This is a genomic window from Streptomyces sp. NPDC032161 (assembly GCF_040636995.1).
In the GTDB taxonomy this organism is placed as follows: Bacteria; Actinomycetota; Actinomycetes; order Streptomycetales; family Streptomycetaceae; genus Streptomyces.
In genome coordinates this window covers 51,010-70,772 of the sequence record NZ_JBEZVN010000030.1, presented here as the reverse complement: position 1 = coordinate 70,772, position 19,763 = coordinate 51,010, and the positions used below count along the sequence as shown (strand labels likewise).

Genomic DNA, 19,763 nt, shown 5'->3' with positions numbered 1-19,763 from the left:
GTACCGCTTCGTGTACTTGCTTCCCACCTGGTGCTACTTCCTCTGGAACCTCAAGATCCCAGTCTCCAGGTGTCCACGATCAAGGGGAAGCTTCAAGCGCGGCCTGACCCGGAATTTGGAATACCCCGGATACCATCGGCCCGCACCGGCAACCTTCCTCGACGACGACGATCAAGCCGATCAACTACGCCGGTGCCTCACGGACGCGACATTGCCGCTGGACATCCGCATCGCCGGCGCCCTGATCCGCCTCTATGGATTGCCTATCACCCGCATCGTCCACTTGACCGCCGACCAGTTCCACGAGGACAAAACCGGCGCCTACTTCACCTTCGACAAGAACCCCGTGCTCCTGCCGCCGACGCTGGCTCGTCTCATCGAACGACAGATAGCTGAGGGCCGAAGACACTCGGCGGTGGGAGCCCTGCCCGACAGCGAGCACCTGGAGCTTCTCCTCCCGGGCCGTCTCGTCGGCCGCCCGCGAAGCCCTGGCGGCCTGTCAGCACAACTCGCGAAGCACGGTCTGCCCACCCTCGCGGCCCGCAACACGGCCCTGTTGGGCATGGCCGGTGAACTTCCGCCGATCATCATGTGCGACCTGTTCGGAATCCACAGGAACACCGCCACTCAGTGGGCGGCTTTGGCCCAGGACAGTTGGGCTGGCTACCTCGCGGCTCTCACGACTCAGAACAAAATATCGTAGCAGATAGGGCGCAGCCTCACATCCGGGATCGCAGCACGTCGACCTCGCAACCTGGCGCGAACGGGTCGAAACCGTGCTCGACCAGCCAGCGAACCGCCAGCAGGCTTCGCAACGACCACCACGCGTGGATCACATCGAGGTCGATGTCAGTGCCGTAGCCGGCGATGACGTCGTCAAGGTGCTCCTCGTGTCCGAGCGTGAAGGTGGCGAGGTCGTACAGGGCATCACCCTGGCCCGCCTCGGACCAGTCGATGATGCCCGTGACCTCGTCGCCGTCGACGAAGACGTGCGCGATCTGCAGGTCGCCGTGCGTGAACGCCGGAGTCCACGGCCGGAGCGCGGCCTCGGCGACCAGGCGGTTGCGAGTGACCAGGTCGGCGGGCAGGATGCCGTTCGCCACGAGCAACTCACACTCGTCGTCGAGTTCCGTCGCCAGCGCGGCGATGCTCCGGCCGGCCCCGCCCGGCCGGAGCGGCAGGGGCGCTTCGTGCAGCTTCCGGATGGCCGCGCCCGCCGCGGCCCACGCCGTCGGCGACCTGGTCGACGGCCCGCCGAGGCGTCCAAGCGTCGTCCCCGGGAGTGCGGCGATCGCGAGCACGGGCGGCTTGCGCCACAGGACCTCCGGGGTCGGCACCGGCGCGAGGGACATCGCCTCGACTTCGACGTCGATGCGCGCCTGATCGGCGTCCACCTTCAGGAACACGTCGCCGACGCGCAGTGTCGCGCGCTCGGAATGGGCGACGACGACTTTGACCTCATCCATGGGCGACCAGTATTCCGGCGGTGATCGCCGACGTCGCCAGGTTTATCGCGTGCGATTACGCGGCTGACCGCATCCCGCTACCCGGCGGCCTCGTGCACGGCACCGACCTCAGACCAGGTCAAGTCTCAGAGCCGCTGAATAGCGCACTACCAGAACACTGCCTCTTCACCAGTACAAGCGGGTGCATGTGGAGCTGCTGGCCGCGAAGGTCACCGTGACGACACCGACCGAGGTGGAGGTCTATCTCCGTGCCTTCACTCGGCTTGCCGAGATGGCGGTGTACGGCCCGCGAGCCCGCTTCCTGATCAGCAGGGCCATCGACTCTCTCGGGTGATTGGCGTGCAACAACGTGCAACAACGTGGACCTGTCGATCCGCAGGTTTCTATGTTCGTTTCATCGGCCCCGGAACCGACCGGAGGGCTACGGCGTGACGGCGGCAGAACCCACTCGGTGGACTACCACCCGTTCCGGGACGGGCCGCAGAAAGTCATGCACCATCCAACGAAGGAAGGACTGACGTGACTACCACCCACGAGGTTTCAGGAGGCCCTGCTTCGCAGCTCTCCCCGACCGAGGTCTTGGACCTGATCGGCCCCGAGACGCGGGCGGACCTGATCGCGGTTGTCCGCAAGGACTACTGGCCCGAACTCACCGACGACTTGGGCGAGAGGGGTGTGAACCAGCTGGTGGCCTTCCTCGCCTCCACAGCCAATGCCACGGAGAAGATGGCCCCCAGTCTCCGCGTGGACCTCTTCTGGCACGCCTTCGTTCTGCACACCGCTCAGTACGCCGCGTTCTGCGCAGCCCTCGGAACCGTCTTCATCCACCACGTGCCGGACCGGCACGGGCACAACCCCGCCGACGGGCGGGCCGTCCTCACCAGGACCCGTGACACGATCCGCGCGGCCGGTTTCGAGATCGACCCCGAGATCTGGCCTGCGGACGGAGCCGCGGACTGCACCCAGAGCTACGCAGGGTGCACCGACAGTCCGATCAGCAAGTAGCACCCAGCCACAAGCAGTACCCGAACCATCAGCCGCCCGGACCCGAGACGGGCGGCTGATGGAACCGACAAAGGATTGATACGTGTCAGAGCCCGACGGCGCGGCATGGGACGTGTACTCCGCCACGAAGCGGCAACGACGGCAGACGAACAACCGGGGCGAGACCACATGGTTCAACTGGACGCAGTACGCCGACCACGGCCCGGGAGCGGAAGTACTTTCCTTGAAGCCGGGGGAAACGGCGCTGGATCTTGGATGCGGGTCTGGCGGGAACGCGGCTCATCTCGCCGCTCTCGGCATGCGGGCGGTGGGGGTGGACCTCTCTTCCAGACAACTTCGCCATGTCCCAGCGGCCTCCTGTGGAAGGCTGCTATGGCTGTCAGGCGTCCTACATCTCTCGTGGCCCCGACGAGGATCCTGCGATCGTCAAACGCTGGGACTACGAACCCGACATGTGGTCCGATCTCCTCGAAGAACACGGGTTCCTTGAAGTGACGGCGACGGTTCTACCGGCCCCCGAGGACGACAAGCGCACGATGGGCACACTCCTGATTCGATCCGTCCGTGCCAGGTGAGTGACCTCGAAACGTCCTGGCGCCACGGACCGTTGAAGTAACGACATCCTCGGACTTGTTCCATCCGTGTCGCCCGGCGAGCTCCGTACCGGTGAGCCGGCCTCCAGGAACCGAGAGCCGGAGTTCGCGCAGCCGTGCCCCGAGTGCTTCCCGTGCCCACTGGTAGTCCGTGCTCACCGACGCGCACCTGCCTCAGTCCTCCTTCGCGGCCAACCGTGCCGCGAACTCCTCGTACGAGATGGCATGATGCCGTGCCGCATCGCGCACCATGACGTACCGCAGTACCGCAGCGGGCTCTGTGATCAGCTCGACGTCGACCAGGTTGTCGGCGTCATCGAAGTTGAGCAGCGCGACCAGTCGGGAGTCGGAGATCCAGAAGTCTTCCGCAGGCAGGCCGAGGCGGTCGGCGACCTCTCGCCACAGATTGAAGATTCTCTCGCCGACAGCGCTGTTGCGACGTGCGTTGTCCAGCAGATAGAGCTGGCCGGCCGTGGGAGGGGTGTCGACGAGGCGGACGCGCTCGAACTGCTGCCCGAGCGCTGCCTGCTGGCGGCGCTCCTCGCACGATTCCGCGTCGGCTCCCTCCCAGTCGACGGGCTCGCCGCGCACGAACTGGGCGTAAGTATCGGTGAGCTCGTCCGATGCGTAGCGGCGACGCGTCTCCAAGCGCCATGCCGTGTGCTCGAACTGGGTGAAGAGCCGGTCGAACTCGTCCAGCCCGATGATGTCCGGCACGTGGGTGACCTTCTTCGGGCCGAAGTCCACCAGCAGCTCGCGCGGCACCACGATGGGCACCTCACCCTCACTCAGATGCCGGAGCTGGGCGATGTCGTCGGGATCGGTGAGGGCGGGGCCGTGCACGATGACCTCACCGGTATCGAGGTCTTCATGAACGGACGGGCATCCGTTGACGCCGCTGCCCGTGCCGTTGAAACGCAGCCGTCGGGTCATGAACAGGTCCTTCCCTCGGGAACCGATTCCCTCAAGCTCTCATGAGGCCACCCCTCCCTGCCTCGGGTCCTGGCGGCCCGCAGGGCGTCGATCCGCCTTTCTTCGAGCTCGGAGTTCCCTCTTCAAGTGAGGACTCGGCTTTCGGGATCGATGTCAGCCGGTTCGGGCCGGTGCGAGACCTGCGGAAGAAGTGTCGGGGGCGGCCTCCCCGGGCGGCGAAGAAGGTGCCGACGGCCGGCCTTCGCGCCCTGCCGTGTGGATCGGGAAACCCTTTCACGGCGGGATTCGATGCGGCAGCGTGTGAGGGGTTCGTCACAATGCGCAATGAAAGGTGAACAGCTCCTCATGGACAGCCCACACCACACGCCCCCGCACACGGCGGTCGGCCACGACATCGACGCGGACGTCCGCGCCCTGCGCAGCGCCCTCGCGGCGCACGGCATCACACTGCCGTCCCTCGGCGTCGACCCGTTGACCCTGGCCGGGGGCGCGGAGCGGCCGCGGCTCGTCGCGCTCGGCAACTGCAACGCGGCGACCGCGCGTCGGCTGGCCGACGTGCTGCGTGCGGCGGCCGACGCGTGACCGCCGAGCCGTTCGAGCCGTTCGAGCCGTTCGAGCCGTTCACGCTGGAACTGATCGCCGTGCCGAAGGCCGTACCGCAGGTGCGGCAGATACTGCGCGACTGGTGCGGCCAGGTGGATGCGCTCCATCTGCTGCTCTGCGTCAGCGAGTTGCTGGCCAATGTGATCGTGCACCTCGGTGAGGGCACGCCGGTCGGTCTCCGTGTCACCGGTACGGACTGTGGTCGTGTCCGCGTTGAGCTGAGCGATCCGGAGCCGGGGGCGTGGCCCGCGCCCCGGACCGCGGGCGTCGAGGACGAGTCGGGGCGGGGGCTCGCGCTCGTCGGTGCGCTCGCGTCGCGGTGGGGCGTGGAGCAGGGAGTGCGCGGCAAGACGGTGTGGTGCGAACTGCCCCTGCCCGACGGGTGGGGGCGAGGGGCGGACGAACCGGTCGTCCCGGGCGGCAGAACCGCGGCGGGTGCCGCGCCCGGGGCGGGGTGAGGGTGGGCACGGCGCGTCGTGCGTACGCCTTGTCCCGGGATCGGCCGTTCCGGAGCCGGCCGTTCCGGGGCGTACCGCCGGAGGGCGTTCAGCGCAGGGTGAGCGAGGTCTCCGACTCGACGCGGGTCAGCTTCTCCGGGTTGCGGACGTAGTAGAGGCCGGTGATGCGGGCGTTCTCGACCCGGAGGGCCAGGACGCCGTCCATCTCGCCGTCCAGGCGCAGGACGAGCGCGGGGTTGCCGTTGACCAGGGTGGGGTCATTGGTGACCGTGCCAGTGGCCCTTCCGGAGCCGCCGATGATGAAGCGGGCCACCTTGTCGGCGCCGATGATCGGCCGTCGTGCCGCCTGCTTGACGCCGCCGCCGTCGCTGACGAGGACGACATCGGGGGCGAGCACGTCGAGGAGGCCCTGGAGGTCCCCGGTTTCGAGCGCGCGCCGGAACGACTCCAGCGCTGCCCGGGTCTGGCTCGCGGAGACCGTCGAGCGGGGGCGGCGGGCATCGACGTGGCGGCGGGCGCGGTGCGCGATCTGGCGTACGGCCGCGGGGCTCTTGTCGACGGCGGCCGCGATCTCGTCGTAGCCGACGTCGAAGACCTCGCGCAGCACGAACACGGCGCGTTCCGTCGGCGACAGCGTTTCGAGCACGAGCATCAGCGCCATCGACAGGCTCTCGGCGAGCTCGACGTCCTCGGCCACGTCGGGCGCGGTGAGCACCGGTTCGGGCAGCCAGGGGCCGACGTACGCCTCCTTGCGGCGCGTCAGCGCGCGCAGCCGGTTGAGCGACTGCCGGGTGGTGATCCGGACCAGGTAGGCGCGCTGGTCGAGCACCTGCCCGAGGTCGACCTCGACCCACCTCAGCCAGGTCTCCTGGAGGACGTCCTCCGCGTCGGCCGCCGATCCGAGCATCTCGTAGGCGACGGTGAACAGCAGGTTGCGGTGGGCGACGAAAGCCTCGGTCGCCGGGTCGGTGGGACGGGTCGGGTCGGTCGGCTGCGCCGGGTCGGTCGTACGGGCCGGGTCGGTCGGGTGCGTCGGGTCGGTGGCGTGGTCGTCGTTCACGTCTCGTCTCTCTCCTCTGGGCTCGGCCTCGGGCCTCAGCTCCCGGCCACTCGGACGTCCGGCCGCCCGCCCTCGGTCCGGGCGCGTGACGCCCCGTGCTTGCGTGCCTCGTTCGTCAGCTGCTTGACGGTGGACGTGCAGACGAACTCCTTGAGCTTCGCAGCGGAACGCCCCGCGACGTAGAAGCGGTTCGCGGTGTCGTCCAGGGACGCGAACTGGAAGATCCCCGCGCGACGGCCCAGGCTGATGCACTGGCCGAGGAACCGCACCTTGAGCGGCGCGGGCCGCTCGCCCTCGATCCGGCTGATCACCGTGCGGGCGGCGCGGATGCCGAGCTGGCCCGCGGCCTGGCAGCTCATCCGGAACGACAGGTCCTTCGGCGCCGCCGCGTCCCCGGCCGCGACGATGCGCGCGTCGTCCACGCTCGTGAGCGTCCGGTCCGTGAGCAGACGGCCCACGGCGTCGGTGCTCAGCCCGCTGCGGGCGGCCAGGTCCGGCACGCCGAAACCGGTGGCCCAGACGGTCACACTGCTCGGGAGCTCACGGCCGTCGTCGAGCCGCACGGCGTCGCGGGTCACGGCCGTCACCCTCGCGCCGGGGCCCTCGACCACGGTCACACCGAGTTCGGCGAGGGTCCTGGCGACGGAGCGGCGGCCCCGGGGGTGCAGGTACGGGCCGAGCACATCGCCGCAGACCAGGATCACGGCACGGCCCTCTTCCGCCAGTTCGGCGGCGGTCTCGATGCCGGTCGGGCCGGCCCCGACCACCGTCACCGGGGCCGCCGCGGGTGCGGCGTCGACGACCGGCCGCAGCCGCCGCGCCTCCTCCAGGTCGGCGATCGGGTGGGCGAACTCCGCCGCGCCGGGCACGCCGGGGTCGGCGCTGCCGCTGCCCACCGCGTAGATCAGGTAGTCGTAGCCGACCGTCCCGCCGGCCGCCAGCGTCACGCCGCGCCCGGCCGCGTCGATCCGGGCCACGCTGTCGACCACCAGCCGTACGTTCCCGGCCAGGACCTCCCCGAAGTCGACGACCGCGTCGTGGTTCCCGGCCACCAGCTGGTGCAGGCGGATGCGCTCGACGAAGACGGGGCGCGGGTTGATCAGGGTCACGGTCACATCGTCGCGGCCCGCCAGGCGGTTGGCCGCGACGACGCCGGCGTACCCTCCGCCGATCACGACCACGTCGGTGTTCTCGGTGTTCTCGCTCACGGTGTCTCCTCCGTTGCCGTGCTCCGGCCTGTCGCCGGGTTTCGGCATCAAGACACCGCGTGACGGGTCGCTGTGACAGCACGTGAGGCAGATCACTCCGGCGTGCGGGCGGGCTGCCGGACGAACCGTGCGGGGTGGTGGGTTCAGCGCGGGGGCAGCGGCGGGCGCCGCCGGTCCGGGACCGTGTCGTACGTCGGCGGGGTCGCCGCCGGGTGGGCGGCCAGCAGGTCCAGGGCCACCCGTACCGCGTCGTCCAGCACCGCGTACCGGCCCTCGGCCCAGTCGAGCGGGGTGCGCAGGGCCTCCACGTCCGGCTCGACGCCGTAGTTCTCGACCGACCAGCCGTACGTGTCGAACCAGGCCGCGTTCATCGGCACCGTGATCACCGTGCCGTCGCCCAGCCGGTGGCGGCCGGTCATGCCGACCACGCCGCCCCACGTCCGCTGGCCCACCACCGGGCCCAGCTTCAGCAGCCGGAACGCGGCGGTGATCATGTCGCCGTCGGAGGCCGTCGCCTCGTCGGCCAGTGCCACCACCGGGCCGCGCGGGGCGTTGGAGGCGTAACTGACGGGCTGGGCGTCGCGGGTCAGGTCCCAGCCGAGGATCGTCCGGGTCAGCTTCTCGACCACCAGCTCGCTGATGTTGCCACCCGCGTTGCCTCGCACGTCCACGATCAGTGCCGGGCGGGACATCTCCATGCGCAGGTCCCGGTTGAACTGGGCCCAGCCGGAGCCGCCCATGTCCGGGATGTGCAGGTAGCCGCACTTGCCGCCGCTCAACTCCCGTACGACCTCACGGCGTTTGGCCACCCAGTCCTGGTAGCGCAGGGGGCGTTCGTCGACCAGCGGGACCACCGCGACGCGGCGGGGGCGGCCCCCGTCGGCCTCCGGCGGCCTGAAGGTGAGTTCGACGGTGGTGCCGCCCGCCGCCGCCAGCAGCGGGTACGGGCCCGCCACCGGGTCGACCGGGCGGCCGTCGACGTGGGTGAGGACCGCGCCCGCCCGGATGCCCGTGCCGGCCAGGGGGGAACGGGCCTTGGAGTCGGAGGAGTCGCCGGGCAGGATGCGCCGGATCGTCCAGTCGCCGTCCCGGCACACCAGGTTGGCGCCGAGCAGGCCGATGGCCCGCTGGTAGTGCGGCGGTCCCTCGTTGCGGCGGGACGGTGTCACGTACGCGTGCGAGGTGCCGAGTTCGCCCAGGACCTCCCGCAGCAGATCCGCGAACTCGTCGGGGGAGGCCACCCGTTCGACCAGCGGGCGGTACTGGTCGAGGACCCCGTCCCAGTCGATGCCGGACATCCCCGGGTCCCAGAAGTACGCGCGGATGATGCGCCCGGCCTCCGCGTACGCCTGCCGCCACTCCGCCGCCGGGTCGACATCGTGCAGGATGCGGCGCAGGTCGAGGTAGACGGTGGTGTCGCTGTCGGCGATCTCGGTGGCGGGCACGGCGCGCAGCTCGCCCTCGTCCATGACGACCAGCCGGGTGGCGTCGCCGCTGACCGCGAACCAGTCCAGATGGCCGACGAGTTCGGTCTTGCGGGCCCGGGAGATGTTGAAGTGCTCCAGCGTGGGACGGCCGGACATGTCCGCCGGGTTGGCGAACGTCTCGCCGAGCGCGCCCGAGATCGGCCAGCGCAGCCAGACCAGCCCGCCGCCGCTCACCGGGCGCAGCCCCGAGTACTTCGAAGCGGACACCGGGAACGGCGTCACCCGGTTCTCCAGCCCCTCGAACTCGACGCTGACCGTCGACGGTCCCGACAGTTCCTCGCCCGTGGCGGGGGCGGTCGCCTGGACGTCGTCGACCGGGTCGAGCCCGCCGGCCGCCGGGCGGCCCTCGGGGGAGAGGGCGAAGGGGGAGGGGGTGGCGGAGGAGAGCGGCACCAGGTACGGGCGGCAGCCCAGCGGGAACGACAGGTCGCCGGTGTGCACGTCGTAGACCGGGTCGAAGCCGCGCCAGGAGAGGAACGCGAGATAGCGGCCGTCGCCCGTGAAGACCGGGTTCTCGTCCTCGAAGCGGCCGTTGGTGACGTCGACGATCACCGGGGCGCCGGTGCCGAGGATGCGGGCCAGTTTGATCTGCCGCAGCGACCGCCCGATGCCGGGGTGCGACCAGGTCAGCCAGGCGCCGTCCGGGGAGAACGCCATGTCGCGGACCGGGCCGTTGACGGAGCGGATCAGCTCGGTGGGTTCGCCGGTGGCCGTCTCCTCGTCGGTGTCCAGGAGCAGCAGGCGTCCGTCGTGCGTGGCGATCGCCAGGCGTTCGCCGTCCGGGTCGGCGATCAGTTCGTGGACCCGGCCGATCCGCCCGGACGCCAGCCGGCGCGGCGGACGGTCGCCGCTGGCACGCGGCAGGTAGGCGATCTCGATCGCGTCCGCGCCGTCCGCGTCCGTGACATAGGCGACCTGGCCGCCGCTGCCGAGCATCTCGGGCAGCCGGACCCGGACGCCCGGGGTGTCGGCGATGGTGCGGGCCGGGCCGTCGCGGTGGGTGAGCCAGTACAGGCTGCCGCGTACGGCGACGGCGCTGGCCCGGCCCGTCTCGTCCACGGACAGGGAGTCGATGTTGCTGGCGGCCGAGACCTGGTACGTACGGCGTCCGGCGCGCGGCCCGCCGAGGCGCACCTCCAGCTTGCGGGGGACGGCGTCCGGCGACGCCAGGTCGTCGACCAGCCATACGTCGCCCGCGCACTGGTACACGACCCGGCGGCCGTCGCTGGAGGCGTGCCGGGCGTAGTAGGCGTCGTGGTCGGTGTGGCGGCGCAGGTCGCTGCCGTCTGGGCGGCAGGAGTACAGGTTGCCGACGCCCTCGTGGTCGGAGAGGAACGCGATCCGCCCGGCGACGAACATGGGCGAGTCGAGGTGGCCGCCGATGTCCGGGAGCAGCCGTTTGCCGTGCAGCCAGAGCCGCCCGGTGGCGCCGCCCCGGTACCGCTTCCAGGAGGCCGGTTCGTGCGGCGGCGTGCCGGTCAGGAGCAGGGTGCGGCGTTCGCCGTCGACTTCGCCGACCGTGATGGCGGAGACCGGACCCCAGGGCAGTTTGCCGCCGGGACTGCCGTCGGTGGGGAGGGTGTAGGCCCAGGAGAGGTGCGACAGGGGCTGGTTGTGCGAGGAGACGGCGAGGATCTGCGCGGTGTCGTCCGGATCAGGGGTCCAGCCGCAGACCTGGGCGTCCGTCGAGCCCCAGTAGGTGAGCCGGCGGGCCGGTCCGCCATCGACCGGTACGAGATGGATCTCGGGGTCGAGGCTGCGCCAGGTGGTGTACGCGATGCGGGTCCCGCCGGGCGAGAACCGCGGATAACCGATCCGGGTGCGGTCGACGGTCAGCCGCCAGGCCCGTTCGGGGCGCTGTCCCTCCGGGGCGAGGGGGGCGACCCAGAGGTCGTCCTCGGCCGCGAAGCAGATCAGATCGTCGTGGAGGTGCGGAAAACGGAGATACGCGGCGTCGTCACTCACCTCTCCATGCTTTCCGCGCGGAAGGGGCCCGGCAACTCGTGATACCGGGGGGACGTCGGGCGGCTGTGGTGACGGCTGTGGCGCGGAACACAAGCGAAACGAAACGGTTTCGTTCGCGAGCGCGCTATCGTGGATGTGTACGAAACAGTTTCGTTCGATTGACCGCCGCCCGGCCGGCCGCTGTGTGATCGGGGGCGGGCGGGAAACGGGAGGTCGGTACGTGGCGCGCACCCGGCTCACACCCGAGCGTGAGGGCGAGCTGTACGCCGCCGTGCTCGATCTGCTCCGCGAGGTCGGTTACGACGCCCTGACCATGGACGCCGTCGCCGCCCGCACCCGTTCCAGCAAGGCCACCCTCTACCGCCAGTGGGGGAGCAAGCCCCAGCTGGTCGCGAGGGCCCTGCGGCAGGACAAGCCGGTGGCCCTCGCCTCGGCCGACACCGGGTCGCTGCGCGGCGACTTCCATGCCGCGCTGAACCTCGTCGACCCCTGCCAATTGGAGAAGGATTCCGCGCTGCTGCGGGGGGTGGCCCATGCCGCCCACGGCAACCCCGATCTGCTCCAGGCGCTGCGTGAGCTGTTGCTCGAACCGGAGATGACCGGCTTGGAGACGATGCTGCGCAGAGCCGTGGAGCGGGGCGAGGTGCGGCCGGACCATCCGGCGCTGAAGTACGTGACGCACATGCTGATCGGTGCCTATCTGACCCGGTGGCTGATCGAGGAGCGTCCCGTCGAGCATGCCTACCTCATCGACTACGTCGATTCCGTGATCCTCCCCGCTCTCGGAGTCTGACCCGCTTCCGTTCCCTCCTCGTTCTCCTCGCACGGGACCCTCCCCGTGCGTTCGCACCCCTCGTGCGAACGCCCGTCCCCTCGCACGGCCTCCGACCTCTCCCCGAGCCCCACCTGACACGCCGCTCTCGTCGTCGGGCTGGTCCCCCGCGCCCATTTCCACCCATACGACCTGACCGGGAGTACGCCCTCGTGGCCACATTCCTCTACAAACTCGGACGGTTCGCCTTCCGGCGCCGCCGGTTCGTCGCCCTGATCTGGGTGGCGCTGCTCGCACTCGCCGGGTTCGGCGCGGCCTCCGCGTCCACCGCCGCCTCCAGCTCCTTCTCCATCCCCGGAACGGAGGCACAGCGCGCCTTCGACCTGCTGGAACAGCGCTTCCCCGGAGTCAGCGCCGACGGCGCGACCGCCCGGGTCGTCTTCAAGGCCCCCGAGGGCCGGAAGATGACCGACCCGGAGAACAAGGCCCAGGTGACCAAGGCCGTCGGCAGCCTGAAGTCCGGTTCGGACCAGGTCGCCTCGGTCGCCGACCCGTACACCGTCGGCGCCGTCAGCAAGAACGGTTCCACGGCCTACGTCGCGGTGTCCTACAAGGTCAGCGCGATGGAGCTGACCGACGAGACCCGAGACGCCCTGAAGGACGCGGGCCGCGCGGCGCAGAAGGGCGGGCTGACGGTGGAGATCGGCGGTGACGCGCTCCTGGTGATCCCGGAGACCGGTGCCACGGAGGTCATCGGTGTCACGGTCGCCGCTGTGGTGCTGTTGATCACCTTCGGATCCCTGGTCGCCGCCGGGCTGCCGCTGCTCACCGCCCTGATCGGGGTCGGCATCGGCGTCTCGACGATCACGGCGCTGGCGAACCCGCTCGGACTCGACTCCACCACCTCCATCCTCGCGATGATGATCGGCCTCGCGGTCGGCATCGACTACGCGTTGTTCATCGTCTCCCGCTACCGCGCCGAGCTGGCCGAGGGCCGGGAGCGCGAGGAGGCGGCCGGGCGGGCCGTCGGAACGGCCGGTTCCGCGGTGGTCTTCGCCGGTCTCACCGTGGTCATCGCGCTGGTCGGCCTCGCGGTCGTGAACATCCCGATCCTGACGAAGATGGGCTTCGCCGCGGCCGGCACGGTCGTGATCGCGGTCCTCGTGGCGCTCACCCTGGTGCCGGCGATGCTGGGCTTCGCGGGCAAGCGGGTCATGGGACGCAAGGCGCGCAAGGCCGCCGACACGTCCGACCCGGTCGAGGCCAAGCCGAACATGGGGACCCGCTGGGCCCGGTTCGTGCTGCGCAAGCCGGTGTGGGTGCTGCTGGCCGGGGTCATCGGCCTCGGCGTCGTCGCCGTACCGGCCACGTCCCTGGAGATGGGCCTGCCCGACGAGGGCTCCCAGCCCACCAGCAGCACCCAGCGGCGCGCCTACGACCTGCTCTCGGACGGCTTCGGCCCCGGCTTCAACGGGCCGCTGCTGGTCGTCGTCGACACCGCGGACAGCTCCGACGGCAAGACCGCGGTCAAGCAGGTCGCCGACGAGATCTCCGGCATCCGGGGCGTCGCCGCGGTCACCCCGGCCCAGTTCAACAAGGCCGGCGACACCGCGATGATCACCGTCATCCCGAAGGACCGCCCGAGCTCCACCGAGACCGAGGACGTGGTCCACGCGATCCGCGACGCGGGCGCGGACATCAAGTCCGACACCGGCGCGAAGGTCCTGGTCACCGGGGCCACGGCGATGAACATCGACTTCTCGCAGAAGATGAACGACGCGCTGCCGCCCTACCTGGCGCTCGTGGTCGGCCTGGCCTTCCTGCTGCTGATGCTGGTCTTCCGGTCGGTGCTGGTGCCGCTGAAGGCGGCCCTCGGCTTCCTGCTCTCGGTGGTCGCCGCCCTGGGCGCGGTCGTCGCGGTCTTCCAGTGGGGCTGGCTCGGCTCGCTCTTCGGCGTGGAACAGACCGGCCCGATCATGTCCATGATGCCGATCTTCATGGTGGGTGTGGTCTTCGGTCTCGCGATGGACTACGAGGTCTTCCTCGTCACCCGGATGCGTGAGGCGTACGTCCACGGCGAGAAGTCCGGCCAGGCGATCGTCACCGGATTCCGCCACGGCGCCCGGGTCGTCACGGCCGCCGCCGTGATCATGATGGCGGTCTTCGCCGGCTTCATCGGTTCCACCGAGCAGATGGTGAAGATGATCGGCTTCTCGCTCGCCATCGCCGTCTTCTTCGACGCGTTCGTGGTCCGGATGGCGATCGTGCCCGCGGTCCTGGCGCTGCTCGGCGACCGTGCCTGGTCGCTGCCGCGCTGGCTGGACCGGCTGCTGCCGAACGTGGACGTCGAGGGCGAGGGGCTGCGCAAGCAGCTCGGCGATGCGCCGGACCCGGAGGACGGTTCCGGCCACGGCGGAGGCGCGGAGGGGGAGCGCGAGCTGAGCCGGGTCTGAGTCGGAACCGGGCGCGGGGCGGGCCGGTGGGCCGGGCCCCGCGAACCGGTCCGTCGAGTCCCCGGGACCGGGCCTGAGCGGCGCGCGGTCCCGGATGCGCCGGTCACCCGTGGGGACGGGGTGCCGACGCTTACGACGAAGCCCCCCGTGCGAGCGGCGCGGGGGGCTTCGCCGTGCGTGGCGTGCGGCCGTCGGCCGGTGTGCCGGAGGTGCGTACGGGGTGCGCCAGGCGGTCGCTCAGCTGTGGGCATGGGAGCCGACGCCCTCGTCGTCGACGTTCTCGTCCTCCGTGCGGTGCAGGAAACGGATCAGCGGCGCGTTGTCGAACTGCACCACCTCCACGCCCTCCTCCGTGTGGCGTTCCACGACCAGCTGCGTCCGTCCGCACGGCCACACCCGGACGCCGCCACGCTCGGCGGGGCCGCTCAGGCCGCGCTCCAGCAGCTCGCGGTCGAACGACCAGTCGATGCCGCCCGGGAAGGCGAGGTGGACATTACGGGGGTCGGTGTCGGCGTCGTACAGCAGATCCACCGGCACCGCCGGCAGATCGGGGGTGTCGTTGACGAGCCATGCTTCGGCCTGTTCATGGATCACGGGGGGCATGGCGGACTCCTCGTGTGTGTTCTTCCCCGCATCAAATGTCGCATATTTCATTCCATAAGCGCTTGGAACGGGTGCCCGGTACGGGGGTATCCACCGGTTCTCGGGCGCGCCGAGGTCGGGGATGTCACTCGGACTGTGGCCCACTCGCTCTTGCGAAGGGTTTGCAACAAGGTCCTATCATTGAGCGGTTCACGACATCCGACGTCCGCGATCACGCGGGACCGCAGGAAGCGGAGCCTTCATGCACGTACCCGACGGATTCATCGACCCACCCGTCTCCGCCGTCGCCGGAGTCGTCGCCGCGGGCGCGGTGGCCGTCAGCCTGCGGGGCGCGCGACGGGAACTGGGTGGCACCTCCGGGGGAGAGCGCACCGCGCCGCTGGCCGGTCTCGTGGCCGCGTTCATCTTCGCGGTGCAGATGCTGAACTTCCCGGTCGCGGCGGGCACCAGCGGGCATCTGCTGGGCGGGGCGCTCGCCGCGATACTCGTCGGGCCGTACACCGGGGTGCTCTGCGTCTCCGTGGTCCTGCTCATGCAGGGCATCCTGTTCGCCGACGGCGGCCTCACCGCGCTCGGCGTCAACGTGCTCGACATGGGCATCGTGACCACCGTCGTCGCGTACGCCGTCTTCCGCGGGCTGACCGGTGTGCTGCCGCGGTCCCGTCGTTCCACGACCATCGCGTCCTTCGTCGCGGCTCTGCTCTCCGTGCCGGCCGCGGCCTGCGCCTTCACGCTGATCTACTGGATCGGCGGCACCACGGACATCCCGATCGGCAAGGTCTTCACCGCGATGGGCGGCGTCCATGTGCTGATCGGTGTCGGCGAGGCCGTGATCACCGCGCTGACCGTCGGCGCCGTCCTCGCCGTGCGCCCCGACCTGGTGCACGGGGCCCGCGGACTCGCCGCCCCGCTCAAGCTCCGGGTCGACGGCGAACTCGTCGACGCCCCCGCCCGGCAGCCCGTCGCCCCGGTCGCCGCCCGTTCCAACCGGGGCTTCTGGGCCGTCGGCCTGGTCACCGCCCTCGTCCTGGCGGGCTTCGTCTCCTTCTACGCCTCCTCGTCCCCCGACGGCCTGGAGAAGGTCGCCGCCGACCAGGGCATCGACAAGAAGACCGAGGAACACGCCGCCAAGGACTCCCCGCTCGCCGACTACGGCGTCAAGGACGTCTCCGACGCCCGGCTCTCCGGCGGTCTCGCCGGAGTGATCGGCGTCGGTGCCACGGTCGTGGTGGGCAGCGGGGTCTTCTACGTGATCCGCCGCCGTCGCACCCCGGACGCGACCACCGGTGCCGCGACCGCCGACAGCGCGCGCGGCGGGGAAGACGCCTGACATGGGCGCCGGCCACGCGCACCGGCTCTACCGGCCCGGCCGCTCGCCGGTCCACGAGCTGCCGCCGCACTGCAAGCTCGCCGCCGCCCTCTGCTTCGTCGTGGTCGTCGTCTCGACACCGCGCGGGGCGATGTGGGCGTTCGCGCTGTACGCCGTACTGCTCGGCGCGGTCACCGTCCTGGCCCGGATCCCCGCCGGATTCCTGCTCAAGCGGCTGCTCATCGAGGTGCCGTTCGTCGCGTTCGCGCTGCTCATGCCGTTCGTGGTGCCCGGAGAACAGACCCAGGTGCTCGGCCTCTCGGTCAGCGTTCCCGGCCTCTGGGGCGCCTGGAACGTCCTCGCCAAGGGCACCCTCGGCGTCGCCGCCTCCGTGCTCCTCGCCTCCACCACCGAACTGCGGTCGCTGCTGCTCGGCCTCCAGCGGCTCAGGCTGCCCCCGCTCCTCGTCCAGATCGCGTCCTTCATGATCCGCTACGGCGATGTGATCACCGACGAGATGCGCCGGATGTCGATCGCCCGCCGCTCGCGCGGTTTCGAGGCACGCGGGATACGCCAATGGGGTGTCCTGGCCAAGTCGGCCGGCGCGCTCTTCATCCGGTCGTACGAGCGCGGCGAACGCGTCCACCTCGCCATGGTCAGCCGCGGCTACGCCGGTTCCATGCCGGTCATCGACGAGGTGACGGCCTCCCGGACCCAGTGGGCGCACGCCGCCGCCCTCCCCGTCCTCGCCCTCGTCGTGTGTCTGCTGGGATGGACCGTATGAGCACGCCCACGTCCACGTCCGCCGCCGCGCCCTCGCTGGAGGTCAGCGGTCTCGCGTACGCCTACCCCGACGGTCACCAGGCCCTCTTCGGGGTGAACCTCACCGTCGGCCGGGGCGAGCGCGTCGCGCTGCTCGGCCCGAACGGGGCCGGCAAGACCACCCTCGTCCTCCACCTCAACGGCATCCTCGACGCAGGTGCGGGCAGCGTCCGCGTCGCCGGGCTCCCCGTGGAGAAGCGCAACCTCGCGGAGATCCGCCGCCGCGTCGGCATCGTCTTCCAGGACCCCGACGACCAGCTCTTCATGCCCACCGTCCGCGAGGACGTGGCCTTCGGACCCGCTTCCTCCGGGCTGCGCGGCGCCGAACTGGAGGAACGCGTCACCGAGGCGCTGAAGCGGGTCGGCATGGAGGCGTACGCGGACCGCCCGCCGCACCACCTCTCCTTCGGGCAGCGCCGCCGCGTCGCCGTCGCCACCGTCCTCGCCATGCGGCCGGAGATCCTCGTCCTGGACGAGCCGTCGTCCAACCTGGACCCGGCCTCGCGGCGCGAACTGGCCGACATCCTGAGGTCCCTGGACGTCACCGTGCTCATGGTCACGCACGACCTGCCGTACGCACTGGAACTCTGCCCGCGCTCGGTGATCCTGAGCGAGGGCGTCATCGCCGCCGACGACCGCACCCAGGACCTGCTCTGCGACGAGGAGCTGATGCGCGCCCACCGCCTGGAGCTGCCCTTCGGCTTCGATCCGCGTTCCGTCACCGTGGACACCACGCGGCGTTGAGCGTTCCGGCCCGCGCGGGCCGGCCCTTCCGCCGGCTTCCGGCGGATCCGTCCGTGCGCCTGTCCGCGGATCCGACCGCGAACCCGCCCGTGGACCCGTCCACGAACCCGCCCGTGGATCCGACCGCGAACCCGCCCGCGAATCCGTCCGTGAACTTCGGGTGACCCGCCACCCGTCCGGCCCCCGGAGGGATGCACCATGGAGGGATGAGCGGGAGCGGGAGCGCAGGAGCAGGCGTGGACGTACGCGGCACGGTGGCGGCCGGATTCGAACCGGTCCGGGACGCCTTCGTCCGCAACTTCGAGCAGCGCGGCGAACGCGGCGCGGCCGTCACGGTCTACCGGGACGGCCGCAAGGTCGTCGACCTGTGGGCCGGTACGAGAGACGTCGACGGCACCGAACCGTGGGCCGTGGACACCGTCCAGATCGTCCGCTCCGCGGGCAAGGGCATCGCCTCCGCCGTACCGCTGCTGCTGCACCAGCGCGGCCAGCTCGACCTCGACGCCCCGGTCGGCACGTACTGGCCGGAGTTCAAGGCCGGCGGCAAGGAACGCGTCCCGGTCCGCCACCTGCTCGCGCACCGGGCCGGCATCCCCGCCCTCGACTGCCCGTTGACCCCCTCCGAGGCCACCGACGGGATCTCCGGGCCGCAGGCCGTCGCCGTCCAGTGTCCCCAGTGGGAGCCCGGCACCGGACACGGCTACCACGCCCAGACCTACAGCTTCCTCATCGGTGAACTGGTGCGCAGGGTCACCGGGCGCACCGTCGGCCGCTGGATCGCCGAGGAGATCGCCCGCCCGCTCGGCCTGGACTTCTGGTTCGGCCTCCCGGCCGACGAGGCGCACCGGGTGGGACGGATCGGTCCCGTCGAGACTCCGGACGGACGGGACGGCGGCACCCTGCGGCTGCGTCCCAAGCGGTCCGTCGCCGAGGCGTACCGCGACCCGCTGTCCCTCACCCGCCGAGCCTTCGGGGCCATCGACCCGCTGCCCGACGAGAACGACCCCGGCTACCGGACGGCCGAACTCCCCGCCTCCAACGGCATCGCCACCGCCCGTGCCCTGGCCCGCTGCTACGCCGCGATGATCGGCCCGGTCGACGGGCACCGGCTGTTCGCCCCCGCCACGCTCACCCTCGCCCGTACCGAGGAGTCGGCCGGACCGGACCGGGTCCTGGTCGTCAACACCCGTTTCGGGCTGGGCTACATGCTGCACGGACCGGCCGCCCCGCTGCTGGCCCCCGGCTCCTTCGGGCACCCCGGCCGGGGCGGATCGCTGGGCTTCGCCGACCCCGAATCCGGCATCGCCTTCGGCTATGTGACGAACGGTCTGCAGAAGGGAGTCACCGCCGATCCCCGTGCCCAGGCACTGATCAGGGCAGTACGGTCGGCGCTATGACTCCTGCTGCTTCCTCCGATTCCCCAGCCGTCCGCACCGACGCCCCTTCCCCTCGGGCCGGTTCACGGTTCGAGGGATACGGCGTGCTCATCACCGGAGCGGGCCAGGGCATCGGCGCGGCCACGGCCCGCCGCCTGGCCTCCGAGGGTGCCCGGGTCCTGGTCACCGACCTGGACGGCGACCGCGCCGAACGCACCGCCGCCGCCATACGGACCACGGGCGCGACGGCCGAGGCGCTGCCCTGCGACGTGGCCGACCGGGCGGCGGTCGAGGCCGCGGTCGCGCACGCGGTCGCCGCGTTCGGCTCCCTCGACGTGCTGGTGAACAACGCGTACGCGTGCACCGCCGACACCCCGCTCTTCGAGGACGCGCCCGACGAGTCCTGGCAGCGCGACCTGGACATCACGCTCACCGGCCCGTACCGCTGCGCCCGCGCCGCCCTCCCGCACCTGGTGGCCTCCGGGCGGGGCGCGATCGTCAACATCGGCTCGGTCAACGGCGAACAGGACTTCGGCAATCACGGCTACAGCGCCGCGAAGGCGGGCCTGGCCAGCCTGACCCGTACCCTGGCGGGCCACGCGGGACCGCGCGGCGTGCGTGTCAACCTGGTCGCCCCCGGCACGGTCCGCACCGACGCCTGGGCGGGCAAGGACGCCGAACTGGCCCGGGCCGGCGGCCTCTACCCGCTCGGCCGGGTCGGCGAGCCGGAGGACATCGCGTCCGCCGTCGCGTTCCTCGCCTCCCGTGACGCGGCCTGGATCACGGGGACGACGCTCCGGGTGGACGGCGGACTGACCGCTGTCAACTACGGCTTCCGGAAGGCGATTTCGGGGGAGTAGCGGGGTGATCGCACGATGCCCGCCCCATCGTGTCGTACGGCGGGGC

General features: G+C 71.0%; 18 protein-coding genes and 2 pseudogenes. 13 read left to right on the top strand and 7 right to left on the bottom strand.

All coding sequences use genetic code 11. The features are described 5' to 3' along the window. Nucleotides 1-703 (top strand): annotated as a pseudogene (locus tag AB0E67_RS29970) (hypothetical protein); the annotation flags it as partial. A 16-nt stretch (nt 704-719) separates the two neighbouring features. Here AB0E67_RS29970 and AB0E67_RS29965 read toward each other — a convergent pair. Next, on the bottom strand, nt 720-1,466 hold the full coding sequence (locus AB0E67_RS29965) for a phosphotransferase (RefSeq protein WP_362032389.1): 747 nt from the start codon (nt 1,464-1,466) through the stop codon (nt 720-722). Nucleotides 1,467-1,647: 181 nt separating this feature from the next. Between AB0E67_RS29965 and AB0E67_RS29960 the strand changes: the two genes are divergently transcribed. The 3 genes from AB0E67_RS29960 (at nt 1,648) to AB0E67_RS29950 (ending at nt 2,961) form a co-directional block, all read left to right on the top strand. Beyond that, nucleotides 1,648-1,800 (top strand): hypothetical protein, encoded by a 153-nt coding sequence (locus AB0E67_RS29960; RefSeq protein ID WP_362032386.1) that lies wholly within the window; start codon nt 1,648-1,650, stop codon nt 1,798-1,800. A gap of 185 nt (nt 1,801-1,985) precedes the next feature. After that, nucleotides 1,986-2,471, top strand: a complete 486-nt coding sequence (locus tag AB0E67_RS29955; RefSeq protein WP_362032383.1) for a hypothetical protein — start codon at nt 1,986-1,988, stop codon at nt 2,469-2,471. An 82-nt stretch (nt 2,472-2,553) separates the two neighbouring features. Continuing rightward, on the top strand, nt 2,554-2,961 hold the full coding sequence (locus tag AB0E67_RS29950) for a methyltransferase domain-containing protein (protein ID WP_362032380.1): 408 nt from the start codon (nt 2,554-2,556) through the stop codon (nt 2,959-2,961). 133 nt (nt 2,962-3,094) lie between these two features. Here AB0E67_RS29950 and AB0E67_RS29945 read toward each other — a convergent pair. Both AB0E67_RS29945 and AB0E67_RS29940 read right to left on the bottom strand, forming a co-directional pair. Beyond that, nucleotides 3,095-3,223 (bottom strand): annotated as a pseudogene (locus AB0E67_RS29945) (transcriptional regulator); the annotation flags it as partial. A 15-nt stretch (nt 3,224-3,238) separates the two neighbouring features. After that, nucleotides 3,239-3,997: a DUF6879 family protein gene (locus tag AB0E67_RS29940; RefSeq protein WP_362032377.1), complete on the bottom strand. Its 759-nt coding sequence runs from the start codon at nt 3,995-3,997 to the stop codon at nt 3,239-3,241. A gap of 345 nt (nt 3,998-4,342) precedes the next feature. On the opposite strand from AB0E67_RS29940, the gene AB0E67_RS29935 reads away from it, so the two are divergent. After that, on the top strand, nt 4,343-4,579 hold the full coding sequence (locus AB0E67_RS29935; protein WP_362032374.1) for a hypothetical protein: 237 nt from the start codon (nt 4,343-4,345) through the stop codon (nt 4,577-4,579). Beyond that, complete coding sequence (locus tag AB0E67_RS29930; RefSeq protein WP_362032372.1) at nt 4,576-5,058, top strand: ATP-binding protein; 483 nt, start codon at nt 4,576-4,578, stop codon at nt 5,056-5,058. Before AB0E67_RS29935 ends, AB0E67_RS29930 begins: the two co-directional genes overlap by 4 nt. Before the next feature lie 88 nt (nt 5,059-5,146). Here the strand turns inward: AB0E67_RS29930 and AB0E67_RS29925 are convergent, their stop codons facing one another. The 3 genes from AB0E67_RS29925 to AB0E67_RS29915 form a co-directional block, all read right to left on the bottom strand. Continuing rightward, complete coding sequence (locus AB0E67_RS29925) at nt 5,147-6,118, bottom strand: RNA polymerase sigma-70 factor (protein ID WP_362032370.1); 972 nt, start codon at nt 6,116-6,118, stop codon at nt 5,147-5,149. A gap of 35 nt (nt 6,119-6,153) precedes the next feature. Then, a complete protein-coding gene (locus AB0E67_RS29920) occupies nt 6,154-7,326 on the bottom strand; it encodes an FAD-dependent oxidoreductase (RefSeq protein WP_362032367.1) in 1,173 nt (390 codons plus the stop codon). Nucleotides 7,327-7,469: 143 nt separating this feature from the next. Next, nucleotides 7,470-10,778 (bottom strand): S41 family peptidase, encoded by a 3,309-nt coding sequence (locus AB0E67_RS29915; protein WP_362032364.1) that lies wholly within the window; start codon nt 10,776-10,778, stop codon nt 7,470-7,472. Between the two features lie 220 nt (nt 10,779-10,998). Between AB0E67_RS29915 and AB0E67_RS29910 the strand changes: the two genes are divergently transcribed. Beyond that, nucleotides 10,999-11,571, top strand: coding sequence for a TetR/AcrR family transcriptional regulator (locus tag AB0E67_RS29910; protein WP_362032361.1), 573 nt, complete (start codon nt 10,999-11,001; stop codon nt 11,569-11,571). Nucleotides 11,572-11,762: 191 nt separating this feature from the next. Next, nucleotides 11,763-14,003: an MMPL family transporter gene (locus AB0E67_RS29905; RefSeq protein WP_362032358.1), complete on the top strand. Its 2,241-nt coding sequence runs from the start codon at nt 11,763-11,765 to the stop codon at nt 14,001-14,003. Nucleotides 14,004-14,240: 237 nt separating this feature from the next. Here the strand turns inward: AB0E67_RS29905 and AB0E67_RS29900 are convergent, their stop codons facing one another. Further along, entirely contained in the window at nt 14,241-14,606 is a 366-nt protein-coding gene (locus AB0E67_RS29900; protein ID WP_362032356.1) for an SsgA family sporulation/cell division regulator, read from the bottom strand. A 241-nt stretch (nt 14,607-14,847) separates the two neighbouring features. On the opposite strand from AB0E67_RS29900, the gene AB0E67_RS29895 reads away from it, so the two are divergent. The 5 genes from AB0E67_RS29895 to AB0E67_RS29875 all read left to right on the top strand — a co-directional run bounded on the left by AB0E67_RS29895 (nt 14,848) and on the right by AB0E67_RS29875 (nt 19,717). Continuing rightward, nucleotides 14,848-15,936, top strand: coding sequence for an energy-coupling factor ABC transporter permease (locus tag AB0E67_RS29895; RefSeq protein WP_362032353.1), 1,089 nt, complete (start codon nt 14,848-14,850; stop codon nt 15,934-15,936). A 1-nt stretch (nt 15,937) separates the two neighbouring features. Continuing rightward, a complete protein-coding gene (gene cbiQ / locus AB0E67_RS29890; protein WP_362032350.1) occupies nt 15,938-16,699 on the top strand; it encodes a cobalt ECF transporter T component CbiQ in 762 nt (253 codons plus the stop codon). Next, nucleotides 16,696-17,481, top strand: coding sequence for an ABC transporter ATP-binding protein (locus tag AB0E67_RS29885; protein ID WP_362032347.1), 786 nt, complete (start codon nt 16,696-16,698; stop codon nt 17,479-17,481). The genes cbiQ and AB0E67_RS29885 overlap by 4 nt, the downstream gene beginning before the upstream one ends. Nucleotides 17,482-17,717: 236 nt before the next feature. Continuing rightward, nucleotides 17,718-18,878, top strand: a complete 1,161-nt coding sequence (locus AB0E67_RS29880; protein ID WP_362032398.1) for a serine hydrolase domain-containing protein — start codon at nt 17,718-17,720, stop codon at nt 18,876-18,878. Next, nucleotides 18,875-19,717: an SDR family NAD(P)-dependent oxidoreductase gene (locus AB0E67_RS29875; RefSeq protein WP_362032344.1), complete on the top strand. Its 843-nt coding sequence runs from the start codon at nt 18,875-18,877 to the stop codon at nt 19,715-19,717. Before AB0E67_RS29880 ends, AB0E67_RS29875 begins: the two co-directional genes overlap by 4 nt. Nucleotides 19,718-19,763: the final 46 nt, after the last annotated feature.

Excerpts from the sequence above, each read along its gene's own strand:
- AB0E67_RS29965 (WP_362032389.1), bottom strand. The coding sequence starts at position 1,466 with ATGGATGAGGTCAAAGTCGTCGTCGCCCATTCCGAGCGCGCGACACTG.
- AB0E67_RS29940 (WP_362032377.1), bottom strand. The coding sequence starts at position 3,997 with ATGACCCGACGGCTGCGTTTCAACGGCACGGGCAGCGGCGTCAACGGA.
- AB0E67_RS29935 (WP_362032374.1), top strand. The coding sequence starts at position 4,343 with ATGGACAGCCCACACCACACGCCCCCGCACACGGCGGTCGGCCACGAC.
- AB0E67_RS29900 (WP_362032356.1), bottom strand. The coding sequence starts at position 14,606 with ATGCCCCCCGTGATCCATGAACAGGCCGAAGCATGGCTCGTCAACGAC.
- AB0E67_RS29895 (WP_362032353.1), top strand. The coding sequence starts at position 14,848 with ATGCACGTACCCGACGGATTCATCGACCCACCCGTCTCCGCCGTCGCC.
- cbiQ (WP_362032350.1), top strand. The coding sequence starts at position 15,938 with ATGGGCGCCGGCCACGCGCACCGGCTCTACCGGCCCGGCCGCTCGCCG.
- AB0E67_RS29885 (WP_362032347.1), top strand. The coding sequence starts at position 16,696 with ATGAGCACGCCCACGTCCACGTCCGCCGCCGCGCCCTCGCTGGAGGTC.
- AB0E67_RS29875 (WP_362032344.1), top strand. The coding sequence starts at position 18,875 with ATGACTCCTGCTGCTTCCTCCGATTCCCCAGCCGTCCGCACCGACGCC.